Origin of the sequence: Micromonospora sp. NPDC047812 (genome assembly GCF_040704175.1) — a bacterium.
GTDB lineage: Bacteria > Actinomycetota > Actinomycetes > Mycobacteriales > Micromonosporaceae > Micromonospora.
Genome location: NZ_JBEYRY010000001.1, coordinates 953420 through 969132 on the forward strand (window position 1 = coordinate 953420; position 15713 = coordinate 969132).

Annotated in this window: 14 protein-coding genes; 9 read left to right on the forward strand and 5 right to left on the reverse strand. The window is 74.2% G+C overall.

The window, feature by feature from the left end; translation table 11 throughout:
- Positions 1 to 44: 44 nt before the first annotated feature.
- Positions 45 to 794, reverse strand: a complete 750-nt coding sequence (gene yidC / locus AB0883_RS04320; RefSeq protein ID WP_366639340.1) for a membrane protein insertase YidC — start codon at positions 792 to 794, stop codon at positions 45 to 47.
- Between the two features lie 92 nt (positions 795 to 886).
- Positions 887 to 1180, reverse strand: a complete 294-nt coding sequence (locus AB0883_RS04325) for a DUF6412 domain-containing protein (protein WP_366639342.1) — start codon at positions 1178 to 1180, stop codon at positions 887 to 889.
- A gap of 234 nt (positions 1181 to 1414) precedes the next feature.
- Here AB0883_RS04325 and AB0883_RS04330 point away from each other — a divergent pair, with 234 nt between their 5' ends.
- The 4 genes from AB0883_RS04330 (at position 1415) to AB0883_RS04345 (ending at position 6543) form a co-directional block, all read left to right on the forward strand.
- A complete protein-coding gene (locus AB0883_RS04330; RefSeq protein ID WP_366639344.1) occupies positions 1415 to 2563 on the forward strand; it encodes a glutamate--cysteine ligase in 1149 nt (382 codons plus the stop codon).
- A gap of 13 nt (positions 2564 to 2576) precedes the next feature.
- Positions 2577 to 3956, forward strand: coding sequence for an FAD-dependent oxidoreductase (locus AB0883_RS04335; RefSeq protein WP_366639346.1), 1380 nt, complete (start codon positions 2577 to 2579; stop codon positions 3954 to 3956).
- A gap of 115 nt (positions 3957 to 4071) precedes the next feature.
- On the forward strand, positions 4072 to 5490 hold the full coding sequence (locus tag AB0883_RS04340; RefSeq protein WP_366639348.1) for a WGR domain-containing protein: 1419 nt from the start codon (positions 4072 to 4074) through the stop codon (positions 5488 to 5490).
- Between the two features lie 153 nt (positions 5491 to 5643).
- Entirely contained in the window at positions 5644 to 6543 is a 900-nt protein-coding gene (locus tag AB0883_RS04345) for an aminoglycoside phosphotransferase family protein (protein ID WP_366639350.1), read from the forward strand.
- Between the two features lie 129 nt (positions 6544 to 6672).
- On the opposite strand, the gene AB0883_RS04350 is transcribed toward AB0883_RS04345, so the two are convergent.
- Positions 6673 to 7482 (reverse strand): DNA-formamidopyrimidine glycosylase family protein, encoded by an 810-nt coding sequence (locus tag AB0883_RS04350; RefSeq protein WP_366639351.1) that lies wholly within the window; start codon positions 7480 to 7482, stop codon positions 6673 to 6675.
- Between the two features lie 253 nt (positions 7483 to 7735).
- Here AB0883_RS04350 and AB0883_RS04355 point away from each other — a divergent pair, with 253 nt between their 5' ends.
- From AB0883_RS04355 to rocD, 5 genes are all read left to right on the forward strand, one after another.
- The gene (locus AB0883_RS04355) at positions 7736 to 9652 is read left to right on the forward strand and encodes a ricin-type beta-trefoil lectin domain protein (RefSeq protein WP_366639352.1); all 1917 of its coding nucleotides are present in this window, start codon (positions 7736 to 7738) and stop codon (positions 9650 to 9652) included.
- Between the two features lie 110 nt (positions 9653 to 9762).
- The gene (locus tag AB0883_RS04360) at positions 9763 to 10533 is read left to right on the forward strand and encodes a hypothetical protein (protein ID WP_366639354.1); all 771 of its coding nucleotides are present in this window, start codon (positions 9763 to 9765) and stop codon (positions 10531 to 10533) included.
- Positions 10534 to 10724: 191 nt separating this feature from the next.
- Positions 10725 to 11606 (forward strand): UbiA family prenyltransferase, encoded by an 882-nt coding sequence (locus AB0883_RS04365; RefSeq protein WP_366639356.1) that lies wholly within the window; start codon positions 10725 to 10727, stop codon positions 11604 to 11606.
- 506 nt (positions 11607 to 12112) lie between these two features.
- The gene (gene ddaH, locus AB0883_RS04370; RefSeq protein WP_366640281.1) at positions 12113 to 12928 is read left to right on the forward strand and encodes a dimethylargininase; all 816 of its coding nucleotides are present in this window, start codon (positions 12113 to 12115) and stop codon (positions 12926 to 12928) included.
- Complete coding sequence (gene rocD, locus AB0883_RS04375; RefSeq protein ID WP_366639358.1) at positions 12925 to 14139, forward strand: ornithine--oxo-acid transaminase; 1215 nt, start codon at positions 12925 to 12927, stop codon at positions 14137 to 14139. Before ddaH ends, rocD begins: the two co-directional genes overlap by 4 nt.
- Before the next feature lie 64 nt (positions 14140 to 14203).
- Here the strand turns inward: rocD and AB0883_RS04380 are convergent, their stop codons facing one another.
- Complete coding sequence (locus AB0883_RS04380) at positions 14204 to 15358, reverse strand: FHA domain-containing protein (protein WP_366639359.1); 1155 nt, start codon at positions 15356 to 15358, stop codon at positions 14204 to 14206.
- Positions 15355 to 15648, reverse strand: coding sequence for a 4a-hydroxytetrahydrobiopterin dehydratase (locus AB0883_RS04385; protein ID WP_121399652.1), 294 nt, complete (start codon positions 15646 to 15648; stop codon positions 15355 to 15357). Before AB0883_RS04385 ends, AB0883_RS04380 begins: the two co-directional genes overlap by 4 nt.
- Positions 15649 to 15713 lie beyond the last annotated feature (65 nt).

Consider the following 15713-nt stretch of genomic DNA (forward strand, 5'->3'; position numbering starts at 1 on the left):
AGAGAGCGCTCTCTCACGAGTTGTACGTGCCGCTTCCGCAGATGTCAACGCCCATCGATGCGAGCCGGCTCGGGCCGCGGGCGGCGCAGCACCGCCTGCTCCGCCGCCGACCAGGCGGTGGTGGTGACCAGGTAGATCACCGCAGCCAGCGGCAGCACCAGCGCCACCAGCACCGTCGTGTACGGCAGCAGCGGCAGCAGCCGGCCGAGCACCGCCGCGCCGGGTCCCTCGGTCGGCGTACCGGCCACCGTTCCGCTCGCCGCCGCCGCGCGCCGCATCCGCCGCGACGTCCACCAGGCGAGCGCGAGCAGGGCCGCCAGCAGGGCGCCGAACAGCGGCAACGCGCCGCCGACCGACCCGTCGCCGAGATGGTGCCCCAGCGGCACACCGGCCAGGCGCTCGGCCAGCAGCCCCGTGCCGCCCTCGGCCGTGGTGAAGAGCCGGTACATCACCAGCAGGAACGGGGCCTGGAGCAGCAGCGGCAGGCAGCCGGACACCGGGCTGGCGCCGTTGGCCCGGTAGAGCGCGAACAGTTCGCCCTGCAACCGGGCGGGGTCGTCCGCGTACCGCCGCTGAAGCTCGCGGACCTCGGGGGCGAGCGCCGCGCGGCGCCGCTCCCCACGGACCTGCGCGAGGGTCAGCGGCGAGATCAACAACCGGACGACGACGGTGAGGACGACGATGGCGGCGGCCGTGGCCGCGTCGCCGGCCAGCGGTTCGAGCAGGGTGGTGAACCAGGCGAGCGCGCGGCCGGCGGCGCCGACGGCGTCGTGCAGAGGTGCGAAGGCGAGCATGGGTGACCCCTCGGTCCGATTCCGGGTGCCGGTCCGGCGGGAAGGCGGTCGCCGGACGGGCGGATGGCGGCGGAATCGGCCGCGCGGCGGTGCTACGCGGCCGAGGGGCGCGGCCCGGGCGCGCGGGGACGGGGACGCCCGGCGGCGTCCGGGTCGACCTGCCGGGGCACCCCGCGGCGGCGGGCCCGCGCGCGCAGGGCGGCGGCGCGGCCGGCCCGGGGCGCGTCGACGACGCCGGCCGCGTGCGCCGCGAGCGCGACGGCGAGCAGCGCCACCGCGGCGAGCGCGGCCCCGGCGAGCAGCCCGGCCGGGCGGTCGGCGAGCAGGGTCAGGTGGACGAGGGCGTACGCCCACGTCCCCAGCACGATCCCCAGCGGCCCCGGCACGCCGACCAGCCTAGGACCCGTTGTCACGCCGCCCGGCCCGTTCGCGCGACAAGCCCCGCCATACCCGCCTTGACCTGCGCTTACACGACAGGTCGGGGGTGGACGGAGGCGCGGCGGAAGTGGTACGACGGGCGACACGCCGGGGCCGCGTTTCTCCGCCTCCGCACGGTGGGTAACCACTGACCGACCCGGCGCGGACGGACCGCTACCGGGCGTGAACGGACGGTGGTGACCATGACCGGCCAGGTGGCGGAGGCTCCGAGCGGGGCGGCCGAGGGGACCGACCTGCTCACGGTGGGTGTCGAGGAGGAGTTCCTGCTCGTCGACCCGCACACCGGGGCCGCGGTGCCCGCTGTCGACCTCGTCATGGAGCAGGTGCCGCCCGAGCTGCGCGGCCAGGTGGAGCGGGAGTTCCAGACCAGCCAGATCGAGATCGGCAGCCCGCCCGGCCTGGAACTCTCCTCGATCCGGCACTCCCTCGGCGTGCTGCGGGCCGCGCTCGCCGACGCGGCCGAGCGGGCCGGCGTACGGCTGCTCGCCATCGGCACCGGGCCGGTCGACGGTCCGGTGCCCCCGGTGGTCGACAAGCCCCGCTTCGACCGGATGATCGAGCGGTTCCGCCTGCTGGTCCCCGGCCCCGGCAACAACGGCATGCACGTGCACGTCGGGGTGCCCGACCCGGAGACCGGCGCGCAGGTGCTCAACCACGTCCGGCCCTGGCTGCCGGTGCTGCACGCGGTCACCACCAACTCCCCCTTCGCCAGGGGCGAGGACACCGGGTACGCGAGCTGGCGGTCGGTGGAGTGGGAGCGCTGGCCGTCGGTGGCGCCCACCCCGTACCTGGAGTCCCACGAACACTACGAATGGCTGATCCGGCAGCTGATCGCCAGCGGCGTGATGCTCGACGAGGGGATGCTCTACTGGTATGCCCGCCTGTCGGCCAAGTACCCGACGGTGGAGATCCGCATCGGCGACGTCTGCCCGTCGGTGGACGACGCGGTGCTCGTCGCCGCGCTGGTCCGGGCCATGGTGGCGACCGCGATGGACGACATGGCCGCCGGTCGGCCCGCCCTGCGCACCGATCACCACCTGCTGGTCGCCGCGCACTGGCGGGCGGCCCACGACGGGTTGGAGGGCGACGGCGTCGACCTGACCGACGGCGAGCTGCGGCCGGCCTGGGAGCTGTTCGACCAGCTGATCGAGCGGCTGCGGCCGGCGCTGGAACGGCACGGCGACCTCGACGAGGTCACCGACCTCGTCGCCGGGCTGCGCCGGCACGGCAGCGGGGCGGCCCGGCAGCGCGCCGTCTTCGCGCGTACCGGCAAGCTCGTGGACGTGGTGGAGGACGTCGCGCGGCAGACCCGTGGCGCGAGCCGGTCGTGACAGGATGGTGAGCGTGGCTCAACGGCTGATCGTCATCGGCGGGGACGCCGCGGGAATGGCGGCGGCGTCCCAGGCGCGACGCCGGCGGGACCGCGGCGACCTGGAGATCGTCGCCTTCGAGCGGGGGCACTTCACGTCGTACTCGGCGTGTGGCATCCCGTACTGGATCAGCGGGCTGGTGCCCGAGCGGGACCAGTTGATCGCCCGCGACCCGGAGACGTTCCGGGAGAAGTTCGACATCGACGTCCGGCTCCGGCACGAGGTGACCGCCATCGACCTCGACCGGCGCGAGGTCCTCGCGCGGGACCTCGACGGCGGCGGCGAGGTCCGGGAGCGCTTCGACACCCTGATGTACGCCACCGGGGCGGTGCCCAAGAAGCCCGGCTGGGCGGACACCGCCGCCGGCGGGGTCTTCGGGATGCAGACCCTCGACGACGGCGCCGCGCTGCGCGACTGGCTGGATTCCGAGCCCCGGCCGCGCCGGGCGGTGGTGATCGGCGGGGGCTACATCGGCGTGGAGATGGCCGAGGCGCTGATCCAGCGCGGGCTCGCCGTCACCCTGGTCGAGCAGGCCGAGCAGCCGATGGCCACCGTGGACCCGGACATGGCCGAGCTGGTCACGGACGCGATGCGGGGCATCGGCGTCACCATCCGCACCGGCCTCGGGGTGACCGGGCTGGAGGAGACCGACGGCCGGGTGTCCGCGGTGGTCACCGCCGAGGGGCCCATCCCCGCCGACGTGGTCGTCCTCGGTCTGGGCGTACGCCCCAACACCGCGCTCGCGGAGGCCGCCGGCCTGCCGCTGGGCACCACCGGCGGGATCCGGGTGGACCGCCGGATGCGGGTGCAGGGGGTGCCGGACGTCTGGGCCGCCGGCGACTGCGTGGAGACCGTGCACCGGGTCACCGGGCTGCCGGTGCACGTGCCGCTGGGCACCCACGCCAACAAGCAGGGCCGGGTCGCCGGCATCAACATCGGCGGCGGGTACGCGACCTTCGCCGGGGTGATCGGCACCGCCGTCACCAAGGTCTGCGAGCTGGAGGTCGGGCGCACCGGGCTGCGCGAGAAGGACGCCGCGGCGGCGGGGTTCGAGTTCGTCTCGGTGATCGCCGAGTCGACCAACCGCGCCGGCTACTACCCGGGCGCCCGGACGATGACGGTGAAGCTGATCGCGGAGAAGCCCAGCGGGCGGCTGCTCGGGGCGCAGATCGTGGGCTGGTCCGAGGCGGCCAAGCGGATCGACACCCTCGCGGTGGCGCTGTGGAACGGCATGACGGTGGACGACATGACCGCGCTCGACCTGGGCTACGCCCCGCCGTACGCCCCGGTCTGGGACCCGGTGCTGATCGCCGCCCGCAAGGCCGTCGACGCCCTGGCCGCCGTCGGCCGGTGACGGCGGGACCCGTCCGCGCACCCACGTGGGCTTTGTCGGGGGCGGGGGTTAACGTGTGCCCGCTGTCGCCACGCCGGCCACGTCAGGCCGGTCGCTGACCCCTCGGAGGGCCCCCATGTCGCAGGAGACGACCTACCTCGAACTGTCCGAAGCGGATGGTGCGCACAAGTTCTACGAGGTCGTCGTCGACGACTCCGCGCTGACCGTCCGCTACGGCCGGATCGGCGACCAGGGCCAGGTCAAGACCACGGCCTTCGCCGACAACGCCAAGGCCCGCGCGGCGGCGGCGAAGAAGATCGGCGAGAAGGTCCGCAAGGGGTACGCCCCGGCCGTACGCGGCGTGCGGCAGAAGCGCGCCGTCTCCCGGCGGCAGATCGTCAGCACCCGCTCCACCGCCCGCACCGCCCCGGTGCTCTGGCGCTACGACTCGGGCGCCCCGGCCTTCGGCATCTTCGTCGACGGGCAGAGCTGCATGGTCGGCAACGAGCACGGGGTCATCACCACGCTCGGCCACGACGCCCGGGTGCTCAACCAGGTCCGCCTCCCCGAGGGGGTGAAGTGCATCGTCGCCGACGACGCCTGGATCTACGCGGGCTGCGACGACGGCAACGTCTACGACCTGTCCGGCAAGGTGCCCCGGGTGGCCTACGAGATCGCGCCGGAGATCGACATCTACTGGCTGGACATCCACGACGGGGTGCTGGGCGTCTCCGACGCGGGTGGCGGCATCGTCGCCGTCGACCACGAGGACGAGTTCCTCTGGCGCCGGCAGGGCCGCGGCCGGTCGGCGTGGATGGTGCGCTGCGACGCCGACGCGCTCTACCACGGCCACTCGCAGGGCGTGACCGGCTACGACTGGCGGACCGGCCAGGAGCTGTGGCACACCCGCACCGGATCGGTGCTCTTCGGCTGGCAGGAGCCCGGCGCGGTGTTCGCGGGCACCGGCACCCGGGAGGTGGTACGCCTGGCGAAGGACGGCCGCGCCGAGCGCACCTACCGCTGCGACGCCCCGGTCTTCTCCTGTGCCACGGCCGAGGGCGGCCGGTACGTCTTCGCCGGCGACAGCCAGTCCTCGATCTACTGCTTCGACGCGGCCGGCAACCGGCTGTGGAAGCTCGGCACCGGCTGCGGCTCGGCCTACTCGATGCAGTACCACGAGGATCGGCTCTACGTGGTCACCACCGGCGGCCACCTGGCCTGCATCGACGCCAGCGAGCCGGCGATCCGGGCGGCGGAGGCCGGCGACGTGCCGGAGGTGGTCGACGTCAAGGCCCCGCCCCGGATGCCGGAGCCGGCGGCCTGGACGACCGTCGAGGTGACCAGCGACGTCGACGGCGGCGTGGTCGTGCAGTGCGTCGAGGACCGGGGCCGGCTGCGGGTGCACGTGGTATCCCCCGGCTACCACCGGGACTGGTCCGTGCAGTTCCCGAAGGGCATCCGCGAGCCGGGCGCGCGCTACCTGGTCACCCAGGTCCGCGAGTCCGGCCGGGGCGGCTTCTACCGCGCCCACGGCGACATCCGCCGCCTCCGCTAACCACCCTCCCACCCCGCCCCCACCCGCCCCTCCCCCGACCCGGTGATCAAGAGGTTTGCGCCCGGTTCGATCTCCGTTGCGGACCCGAACCTCTTGATCACCGCCACCGGCGGGGTGGGCGGGGGCGGGAAATCGGTGGTGCGGGGTGGGCGGGTGCTGGTCCAGGATGGCCGGGTGGACTCCGGACTGCTGATCCCCGAGGGGCTGGGCTGGGTGCGGGACGTGCCGGCCGGGCGGGAGTGGCTGGCTGCCCTGCCGGAGCGCCTGGCCGCCTGCGCCGCGCGCTGGTCGCTGCGGCTCGGGCCGCCCTTCCCGTACGCCTTCGCGTCGCTGGCCCTGCCGGCGGAGCTGCCCGACGGCACCCCGGCGGTGCTCAAGCTCCAGTACCCGGATCCCGACAGCGTCCACGAGGCGACGGCGCTGGAGCACTGGGCCGGGGCGGGGGCGGCCCGGCTGCTCGGGCACGACCCGCAACGGCGGGCGCTGCTGGTCGAGCGGTGCGTGCCCGGCACGCCGCTGCACGCCCTGCCCGCCGACGCGGCGCTGGACGTGGCGGTCGGGCTGCTGCCCCGGCTGTGGCGGCCGGCCGGCCCGCCGTTCACCCCGCTCGCCGACGAGGCCGCCGGCTGGATGGAGCGGCTGCCGGTGAACTGGGAGCGGGCCGGCCGGCCGTACGAGCGGCGGCTGCTCGACGCGGCACTGGGGCTGCTGACGGACCTGGCCGGCAGCCAGGGCGAGCAGGTGCTGGTCAACCAGGACCTGCACGCCGGCAACGTGCTGCGGGCGACCCGGGAGCCGTGGCTGCTCATCGACCCGAAGCCGCTGACCGGCGAGCGCGAGTTCGGCGTGGTGCCGCTGGTGCGCGGCCCGGAGCTGGGGCACTCGCCGGCGGCCGTCCGGCACCGGCTGGACCGGCTCACTGCGGAGCTGGGGCTCGACCGGGAGCGGGTACGCGGCTGGACGATCGGGCAGACGCTGGCCTGGAGCATCGGCGAGGGGAAGGTCTTCCCCCACCAGGTGGAGGTGGTCCGCTGGCTGCTCGCGGCCGGTTGACCCCTGCGGCGGCGGAGCCTGCTCCGCGCGGCGGGCGGAGCACGGCGCGGGATCCGCGCGGCGGCGGGGACGTGCTCGGGGCGGCGGGCGCAGGCCGGCGCGGAATCGGTGCGACCGGCCGAGGAGGGGTCAGCTCCGCTGGCAGGTGGGGCACCAGTAGAGGTTGCGGCCGGCCAACCCGCCCCGGCTCACCGGCGTGGCGCAGACGTGGCAGGGCTCGCCGGGGCGGCGGTAGACGTACACCTCGCCGCCGTGCCGGTCGACGCGGGCGGGGCGACCCATCGCCTCGGGCAGGTGCGCGTCGCGGACGGTGTCGATGCGGCCGCGTACGACGGCGAGCCGCATCAGCGCCACCAGGTCCGCCCAGAGCGCGTCCCAGCCGGCGCGGGTCAGCCGCCGGCCGGGGAGCGTGGGCGGCAGCCCGGCCCGGAACAGCGCCTCGGTGACGAAGATCAGCCCGGTGCCGGCCACCACCGACTGGTCCAGCAGCAGCGCGGCCAGCGGCGTCGGGCTGCGGGAGATCCGGGCGTACGACCGGCCGGGGTCGGCGTCGGCCCGCAACGGATCGGGGCCGAGCCGGCCGCGCAGCGCCGCCACCTCGGGCGGGGTGAGCAGCTCGCAGGCGGTGGGGCCGCGCAGGTCGAGCCAGTGCCGGTCGCTGGTCAGCCGCAGCCGCACCTGGCCGACCGGCTCCGGCGGCTCCCCGGCGCCGTCGGCGAACCTGCCGTAGAGCCCGAGGTGCACGTGCAGGGTCAGCTCGTCGGCGTGGTGGTGCAGCAGGTGCTTGCCGTACGCCTCGGTGGCCTCCAGGACGGTGCCGGAGAGGCGGGCCGCGCCCTCGGCGAAGCGGCCCTGCGGGCTGGCGGCGTGCAGCTTGTCCCCGCCGAACAGCTCGGCGTGCCGCGCCGCCAGGCGGTGGATGGTGTGTCCCTCTGGCACGGGTGCCAAGGATAGCCAGCGCGCCGGGGGCGGAGGTCGGCGCGGGACCGGACGGTCCCTGCTGCCGCGCACGCCCGCCACGCCGGGCAGACAGTCGGATTGATTCATTGACTTCTATTATGAAGGAATATTAACTGGGTCTCACGGAGGTTCGGACAGGTCCGGGCAATCCGTGACATCAACGCGCCCGTTACCGGCCGGTTCGTGCACGTTCGCACATCGCCACCACCGCCGCGCGAGAGGAAGACACCCGATGTCCACCACCCCCGTACCCGCCACGGCGGGTCACCGCCGGCGAGCCCGGCGCCGAGTCGCGTCCGCAGGTCTGCTCGCGCTCTGCACCGCCGTGGCCGCCGCCACGGTCACGCTCCCGGCACCGGCGTCCGCCGCCAACGAGCCGGTGAACGTCTGGCTGACCACCACCACGGACCCCGGCGGCCGCCAGGTCAGCCGGGGCCTCCAGCAGCAGGCCCCGCTCGCCTTCGCCCCCTCCAGCGGCGGCGCGACGCACACCATCACCGTCAACGAGAACACCCGCTACCAGCAGTTCGAGGGCGGCGGCGCGTCGATCACGGACACCACCGCGTACCTGTTCCGGGGCGGGCCGATCAGCGCGGCCACCCGCGACGCCGTGATGCGCAAGCTCTTCTCCCCGACCGACGGCATCGGGCTCTCCTTCGTCCGCAACCCCATCGGCGCCTCGGACCTCTCCCGCCCGGGCAACGTCTCCCTCGACGACACCTGCTGCGACCTCAACGACTTCTACAGCAACGGCTACGACACCGACGTGCGGCTGCTCACCGCCCAGGCCCGGTCGCTCAACCCGGAGCTGCGGGTGAAGGGGGTGCCGTGGAGCGCCCCCGGCTGGATGAAGGACAACGGCCGGATGGACCAGATGGGCTGGCTCAAGTGGGAGTACTACCCGATGTACGCCCAGTACCTGGTCAGGTACGTGCAGACCTACCAGGCCGCCGGCATCCCGGTGGACTACCTGTCGGTGCAGAACGAGCCGAACTGCTGCAAGCCCGCCGCGCCGACCGAGATGAACTACCCGGGCATGAGCTGGAACGGGTCGGGGCTGGTCGAGTTCACCAAGAACCACCTCTACCCCGCGCTGCGCGCCGCCGGCCTCAGCACCAAGGTCCTCGTGCACGACTGGAACTACGGCGACTACTCCGGCTTCGGGGCGGTGCTGCTGGCCGACCCCGGCATCCGCAACGATCCGCTCTTCGGCGGCATCGCCTGGCACGGCTACTTCGGTGAGCCGACCGTGGGCACCCAGGTGCGCAACCAGTACCCGTCGGTGCGCCAGTTCAGCACCGAGCACTCGGGCGGCACCTGGATCGGCAACCAGCACAACGAGGACCTGGCCGACATCGTCAACTACGCCCGCAACCACAGCAGCAGCCTGGTCAAGTGGAGCCTCGCCCTCAACCAGAACATGGGCCCGCACAACGGCGGCTGCGACGTCTGCACCGGCCTGGTCACCGTCCAGGAGGGCGGCCCCCGGGCCGGCCAGGTCGACTACACCGTCGAGTACTACACCACCGGGCACCTGACGAAGTTCGTCCGACCCGGCGCGTACCGGATCGACTCGACCGCCAACGGCACGGTGCAGAACGTGGCGTACGTGAACCCGGACGGGTCCAAGGCGCTCATCGCGCACAACGGCGGCAGCGGCAGCCAGTCGGTCAAGGTGGTATGGGGCGGGCAGTCCTTCACGTACTCGCTGCCGGCCCGGACCACCGCCACGTTCACCTGGTCGGGCAGCCAGTCCGGCGGCGGGCGGACCGGCCCGATCGTCGGCCTGGCCGGCAAGTGCCTCGACGTCGCCGGAGCCAACAGCGCCGACGGCACCGCCGTCCAGCTGTACGACTGCAACGGCAGCGCCGCGCAGCAGTGGACGCTCGGCGGCGACGGCACCGTACGGGCCCTGGGCAAGTGCCTGGACGTGCGGGCCAACGCCACCGCCGACGGCACCCGGACCCAGCTGTGGACCTGCACCGGCGCGGCGAACCAGCGGTGGACCGCGACGGCGGCCCGCGACCTGGTCAGCGCCAGCGCGAACAAGTGCCTGGACGTGCTGGACAACAGCTCGGCCAACGCGACACCGACGCAGATCTGGACGTGCACCGGTGGCGCGAACCAGAAGTGGACGGTGCCCGCCTGACGCGCCTCGACCGGCGTGGGGTGCTGCCCGGCTGCCGGGCGGCACCCCTCGTTTCGGTCGACCCGCTGCCGGGAAGAGGTCGGGACAGGCCGACACAGGGAGGCACCACGATGGATCACCGCACCCCCCGGCGCCCCGCCACCAGACTGCGGCGATCCACCGCGCTCGGTGTGTCGCTGCTCGGTGCCGTCGGCCTCGGCGGTGGCTGCACCGACCCGGCCGACGACCAGGGTCAGGGCGCGGCACCCACCCCGTCGGCGACCGTGTCGACGCCCACCGCGACGGCTCCGCCGCCCTCGCCCACCGGGAAGGCGCCGGTGACCATTCCCACCTCGGCCTTCCTCGAACTGCCGCCGGAGCATCGGAAGTCGCCCCGGACGACGACGCCCGTCGCGAACGCCCTACCCAAGCTGTGCGGCGAGGAGTTCGGCACCGGCGGTCGGGCGGTGACCGCGAGCGCCTCGATGATGAACGTCTACAAGCAGATCGAGGACCCGCCCGAGAACGTGCCGTACGGCACGGTCACGCAGACCATCTTCACCTTCGAGGGCGAGGGCGCCTCGGACCACCTGCGGCGGGTGCGCGGATCGCTCGACTCGTGCCGGTCCTTCCGCCGGTCCGGGGCCACCGTCGAGGTCCGGACCCGCCCGCTGCCCGGCGTCGGCGACGAGGCCCTGCTCGTGACCCAGAGCTGGCCGCAGACGGATCTGCAGGGCAGCCGCACCGGCGGCGACGCGGTGAGCCAGATCGTCGTGATCCGCGTCGACGACGTCACGACGGTGCTCCACGACCAGGGCTGGGAAGGCACCAGCGGCAGCCCGGACCTCATGGACGACTTCGCCCGCGCCGCCGTCCGCGCCCTCGACACGTGGCAGCGGTAGGACGCCGCGCCCGGCTGCACGCGTAGACCGGAACGCTGGCCGCACGCGTGGACGGGAACGTCCTCCGCACCGACCCGGCCCACCGCCGCGCGCACCCCGGTGTCGCGGAACGACCGCCTGGGTATTGCAGAGGCGTACCGCGTGGGCGGCGTCGTTGCATCGGCCACCACGCATTCATGAGGAGGTGTGTGGTGGTGAAGATTCCCTCGCTGTCCCGCCGGTCGGAAGAGGCGCCGACACGGGACGAGAACCTCGACGGCCGCGTCGACGGCCGCGACGCTTCCGCCGGCACCGGCCGGGACGACGCGACGCGGGCCGGCGCCGACGGCGGTAACGGGCCCAGCCGTCCGGTGGTCACCGACCGGGACGGCGAGCAGACGACCTACCGCAGCAGCGCCGCGCCCGACGGCGCCGGGCGGGACGCCGCCGCCGAGCGGCGGGCTGCCGAGCGGGCGGCCGTCGCCCGGGCGGCCACGGCCCGGCCCATCGACGACGATCACCGACGCGCCCCCCGGACCACCGAGCCCGACCCGGCGCTCGAACGGACCCTCGACGGTCGGACGACCGATCTGGACCGGAACCCGGCGCTGGGCGCCCGGACAGACCGGGACCGCGCCGGGGAGCGCCCGCTCGACGGGGGCACCGTGCAGCGGCCCGTCGACCGGGACCGCATCGTGGAGCGGCCCGTCGACCGCGACGGCGACGGCGTCCCCGACCGCGAGCCGGAGCGGCCGGTGGTCGCCGGCCCGAAGCCCCGGGCCAGCATCCTCGCCACGCTGGGTCTGATCGTCGGCGTCGCCGGGGCGCTCTTCGTGCTCACCGGCACCCTCGCCGGGTACGGCATCGGGCTCGGCGCCCTCGGCGCCGTCCTCGCGGTGCTGGGCCTGATGGCCACCCGCCGCCGGCACATCGCCGGCAAGACCGACGCGCTGCTCGGAGTGGCCCTGGGCCTCGGCGCGGTGGTGCTCGGCGTGCTGGCGATGACCGGCCAGTTCGACTGGCCGACCACCGACGGGGACTGGGTGCAGCGGTTCCGCGAGTGGCTTGACTCACAGTTTGTGGACCGCTTCTAGCGGGCACTGTTCGGCTCGCCGGCGGTGCGCCGGCAGCGCCGGTGGTTCACCGGCGACGCCCGACCAGCCTGGTGGTTCACCAGCCGGGCAACCCTTTTTCGGGGGCGGCGGTTCGCCGCCCCCGAAGTGTTTTCCCAGCTCGCCGGCCGGCGAATTCCACCACGGCGGCACCGGCACCGGCCGCTACCGCTGGGCGACGGCGGACGCGGCGAGCCAGATCCCGTACGCCGACTTCGCCGTCGCGCTGCTGGACGAGATCGGGACGCCCCGGCACCGGCAGGTTCACCTCGGGGTGGATCAGGGCTGATGCAGCGCATCGCCGCCGTCCGGGCACCGTGCCGCAACAGATCGCCTTCCCCGGGTTCGGATACGCAACGATCAGCCGTTCGACGCAAGCATCGCCGGTGGATTGTGTCGCCCCCGGCCGCATAACGTTGAGCAACGGCGCCAGCCCGTGGGCCGAAGGTGGCCGGGCGCGCCCGACCCCTGGGAGCAGGACAATGACGATGGACGCCACCAGCCAGCGCTTCCTGATGTGCCGGCCGACGTACTTCGCCGTCGACTACGCCATCAACCCGTGGATGGACCCGACCGCGCCGGTCGACGTCGACCTCGCCGTCCGGCAGTGGGAGCAGCTGCGCCAGACCTACCGGGACCTGGGCCACACCGTCGAGGAGATCACTCCGGTGCCCGGCCTGCCCGACATGGTGTTCGCCGCCAACGGCGGCACGGTGATCGACGGCAAGGCGATGGCCGTGCAGTTCCGCGACCCGCAGCGCGCCGACGAGGCCCCCGCCTACCGCGCCTGGTTCGAGGCCGCCGGCTTCGAGATGTACGACCCGAAGCACGTCAACGAGGGCGAGGGCGACATCCTGCTGGCCGGCGACTTCCTGCTGGCCGGCACCGGCTTCCGCACCGCGCACGCCTCGCACGCGCAGCTCCAGGAGGTCTTCGGCTATCCGGTGGTGACCATGCAGCTGGTCGACCCGCGCTTCTACCACCTGGACACCGCGCTCACCGTGCTCGACGAGCGGACGGTGGCGTACCTGCCGGAGGCGTTCTCGCCGGGCAGCCGGGCGGTGCTGCGCCGGCTCTTCCCCGACGCGGTGCACGCCACCCTCGCCGACGCCGAGGTCTTCGGGCTGAACGCGGTAAGCGACGGCCGGCACGTGGTGCTGCCGGCGCAGGCCACCGGCCTGGCCGCGAAGCTGCGCGACCGGGGCTACGAGACGGTCGGTGTCGACCTCTCCGAGCTGCGCAAGGCCGGCGGCGGACCGAAGTGCTGCACGTTGCGACTCCGTCAGGGAAAGGCGAGCCAGTGATCGACGACATGCTGCGGACGCCGGAGGCGATTCGCGACGCGGAGCGGTGGACCGCGCACAACTACCACCCGCTGCCGGTGGTCGTCTCCTCCGCCGAGGGCTCCTGGCTGACCGACGTGGACGGCCGCCGCTACCTCGACTGCCTGGCCGGCTACTCGGCGCTGAACTTCGGCCACCGCCACCCGACGCTGATCGCCGCCGCGCACGCGCAGCTCGACCGGCTGACCCTCACCAGCCGGGCGTTCATCCACGACCAGTTCGCCGACTTCTGCCGCGAGCTGGCCGAGCTGTGCCGCAAGGACCTCGTGCTGCCGATGAACACCGGCGCCGAGGCCGTGGAGACCGGCATCAAGGTCGCCCGCAAATGGGGTTACCAGGTCAAGGGCGTCGCGCCGGGGCAGGCCAACATCGTGGTGGCCGAGGGGAACTTCCACGGCCGGACGACCACCATCGTCAGCTTCTCCACCGACCCCGACGCGCGGGCCGACTTCGGGCCGTTCACCCCGGGATTCACGGTCGTTCCCTACGGTGACCTGGCGGCGCTGACCGCCGCCATCGACGAGAACACCGTCGCGGTGCTGCTCGAACCGATCCAGGGCGAGCAGGGCGTCGTCGTGCCGCCGGAGGGCTACCTGCCGGGCGTACGCCGGGTCTGCACCGAGCGGAACGTGCTCTTCATCGCCGACGAGATCCAGTCCGGCCTCGGCCGGACCGGGGACACCTTCGCCTGCGAGCACGAGGGCGTCACGCCCGACATGTACCTGTTGGGCAAGGCGCTCGGCGGCGGCATCGTGCCGGTCTCCGCGGTGGCCGCGAACGCCGACGTGCTCGGTGTGCTCAGGCCGGGCCAGCACGGCTCCACGTTCGGCGGCAACCCGCTGGCCTGCGCCGTCGCGACCGAGGTCGTCCGGCTGCTGGCCACCGGCGAGTTCCAGCGCCGCTCGACCGAGCTGGGCGCCCGGCTGCACGCCGGTCTCCGCTCGCTGGTCGGCAGGGGCCTGGTCGCGGTGCGGGGCCGGGGCCTGTGGGCCGGCCTCGACATCGACCCGGCGCTGATGAGCGGTCGGGAGGCGTGCGAGCGGCTCGCCGAGCGCGGGGTGCTCGCCAAGGACACCCACGGCGCCACCATCCGGCTCGCCCCGCCGCTGGTGATCACCGAGGAGGAGATCGACCACGCGGTCGCCCAGCTCGCCGCCGTGCTGGCCGGCTGAGCCCCGTACGACACGGGCGGGCGTCGGGACCACGGTCCCGGCGCCCGCCGTCGTCTCCCGCGGCTCAGCGGGGCAGACGCATCGCCATCGTGGGGGCCTCGGCCATGACAGACGTCGGCGTGTAGGGGGCGCCGGTGGGAAGCTCGTCGGGTCGGCCGATCTGCACCCCGGGGTAGAGCTCCACCATGTCGCCCTCGGCCAGCACCCGGGACTGCTGCGGCGCCAGCGGGACCCGGTCGGCCTCCGTCATCGACCCGCCCGGGCGGATGCCCGAGCCGTTGGTGCTCACGTCGGTCACGATCACCTCGCCGACCCGCAGCTCGAACCGGACGTGGCTGCGGCTGATCCAGCGGCGCGCCTCGTCGTTGAGCCACTGCCCGAGCGTGATCCCGCCGGCCTGGTCGGGCGCGCGGCCAACCACCGCCGGCTCCTCCTCGGTGAGCACGAAGCGGCGGCGGATCAGCCCGCCCACCCGCACGGCCAGGACGGCGCTACGCGGACGCGGACCGGCGTCGCCGAGCCGGGTGCCGTGCCGGGGGCAGGTCGGCGCGCCGCCGCGCAGCGTGGGCGGCGGCTGGCCGGCCGGGCTGCGCTCCACCACCCGGGACAGGTCGGCGAAGGCCCCGCCGCCACCGCCGCCACCGCCGAAGAGCGCGCAGCCGGGCTCCGCGCAGCGCCACCGCCGGGTGAGCAGCTTCACGCCGGCCGGTGACCGGTCACCGGCGACGGGCGTGTGCCCGCCGCCGACGTGGGCGATGAAGACCGGCCCGCCGGCGCCGGGCACCGGGGCGAGCACCCGGCCCGCCTGCTCGACCAGCCACGGGTAGCGTCCGCGCAGGCCGTCGGCCCGCACCCGGGTGAGCACGGGCAGCCCGAGCAGGTCCGCCACCTCCAGCATCCGGTCGCCCGGGTTGTCGAGCACCTCGACCAGCCCGTCGTCGGCCCACCGGCGGACCACCATGCGCTCGTTGGAGGTGAGGTCGGCGTCGGAGAGCAGGGCCCGGTGGACCACCGCGTAGACCGGGACGCTGTCCTCCTCCAACTCGCGGGCGAGGGCGTCGATCACCATGCCGAGGCGGAGCAGGCTCGCCGGCCGGCCGCCGTCGAGGTCCTGGTAGCGGATCACCTCGGCCAGGTCGACGACGGCCCGGGCCAGCGACGGGTCGGTGCTGACCCGGCCCTCGATGGCGTCCAGCACCTTGCTGATCTCGAATCTCATCCGACGCTCCCCACGATCTCGTCGATCCGCCGAGCCAGTTCCAGGTCACGCCGGGTGACCCCGCCCGCCGAGTGCGTGACGCACCGGAAGGTCAGGGCCCGCCAGCGGATGTCGATGTCGGGGTGGTGGTCCAGCTCCTCCGCCGTCACGGCGACCCGGTCGACCACCGCGATGGCCTCCGGGAAGCTGGCCAGCTCCACGGTGCGGGTGATCCCTGCGGGGTCTCCCGACCAGCCCGCCAGCCCACCCAGCTCGTCTCGCACCGCCTCGGCGGTGAGCACGTCTGCCATGGGGAGACCCTACCGGGACCGGGCGCGACGACGCCGACCAGCGGCGGGAGGTGTGGCCGACCCGG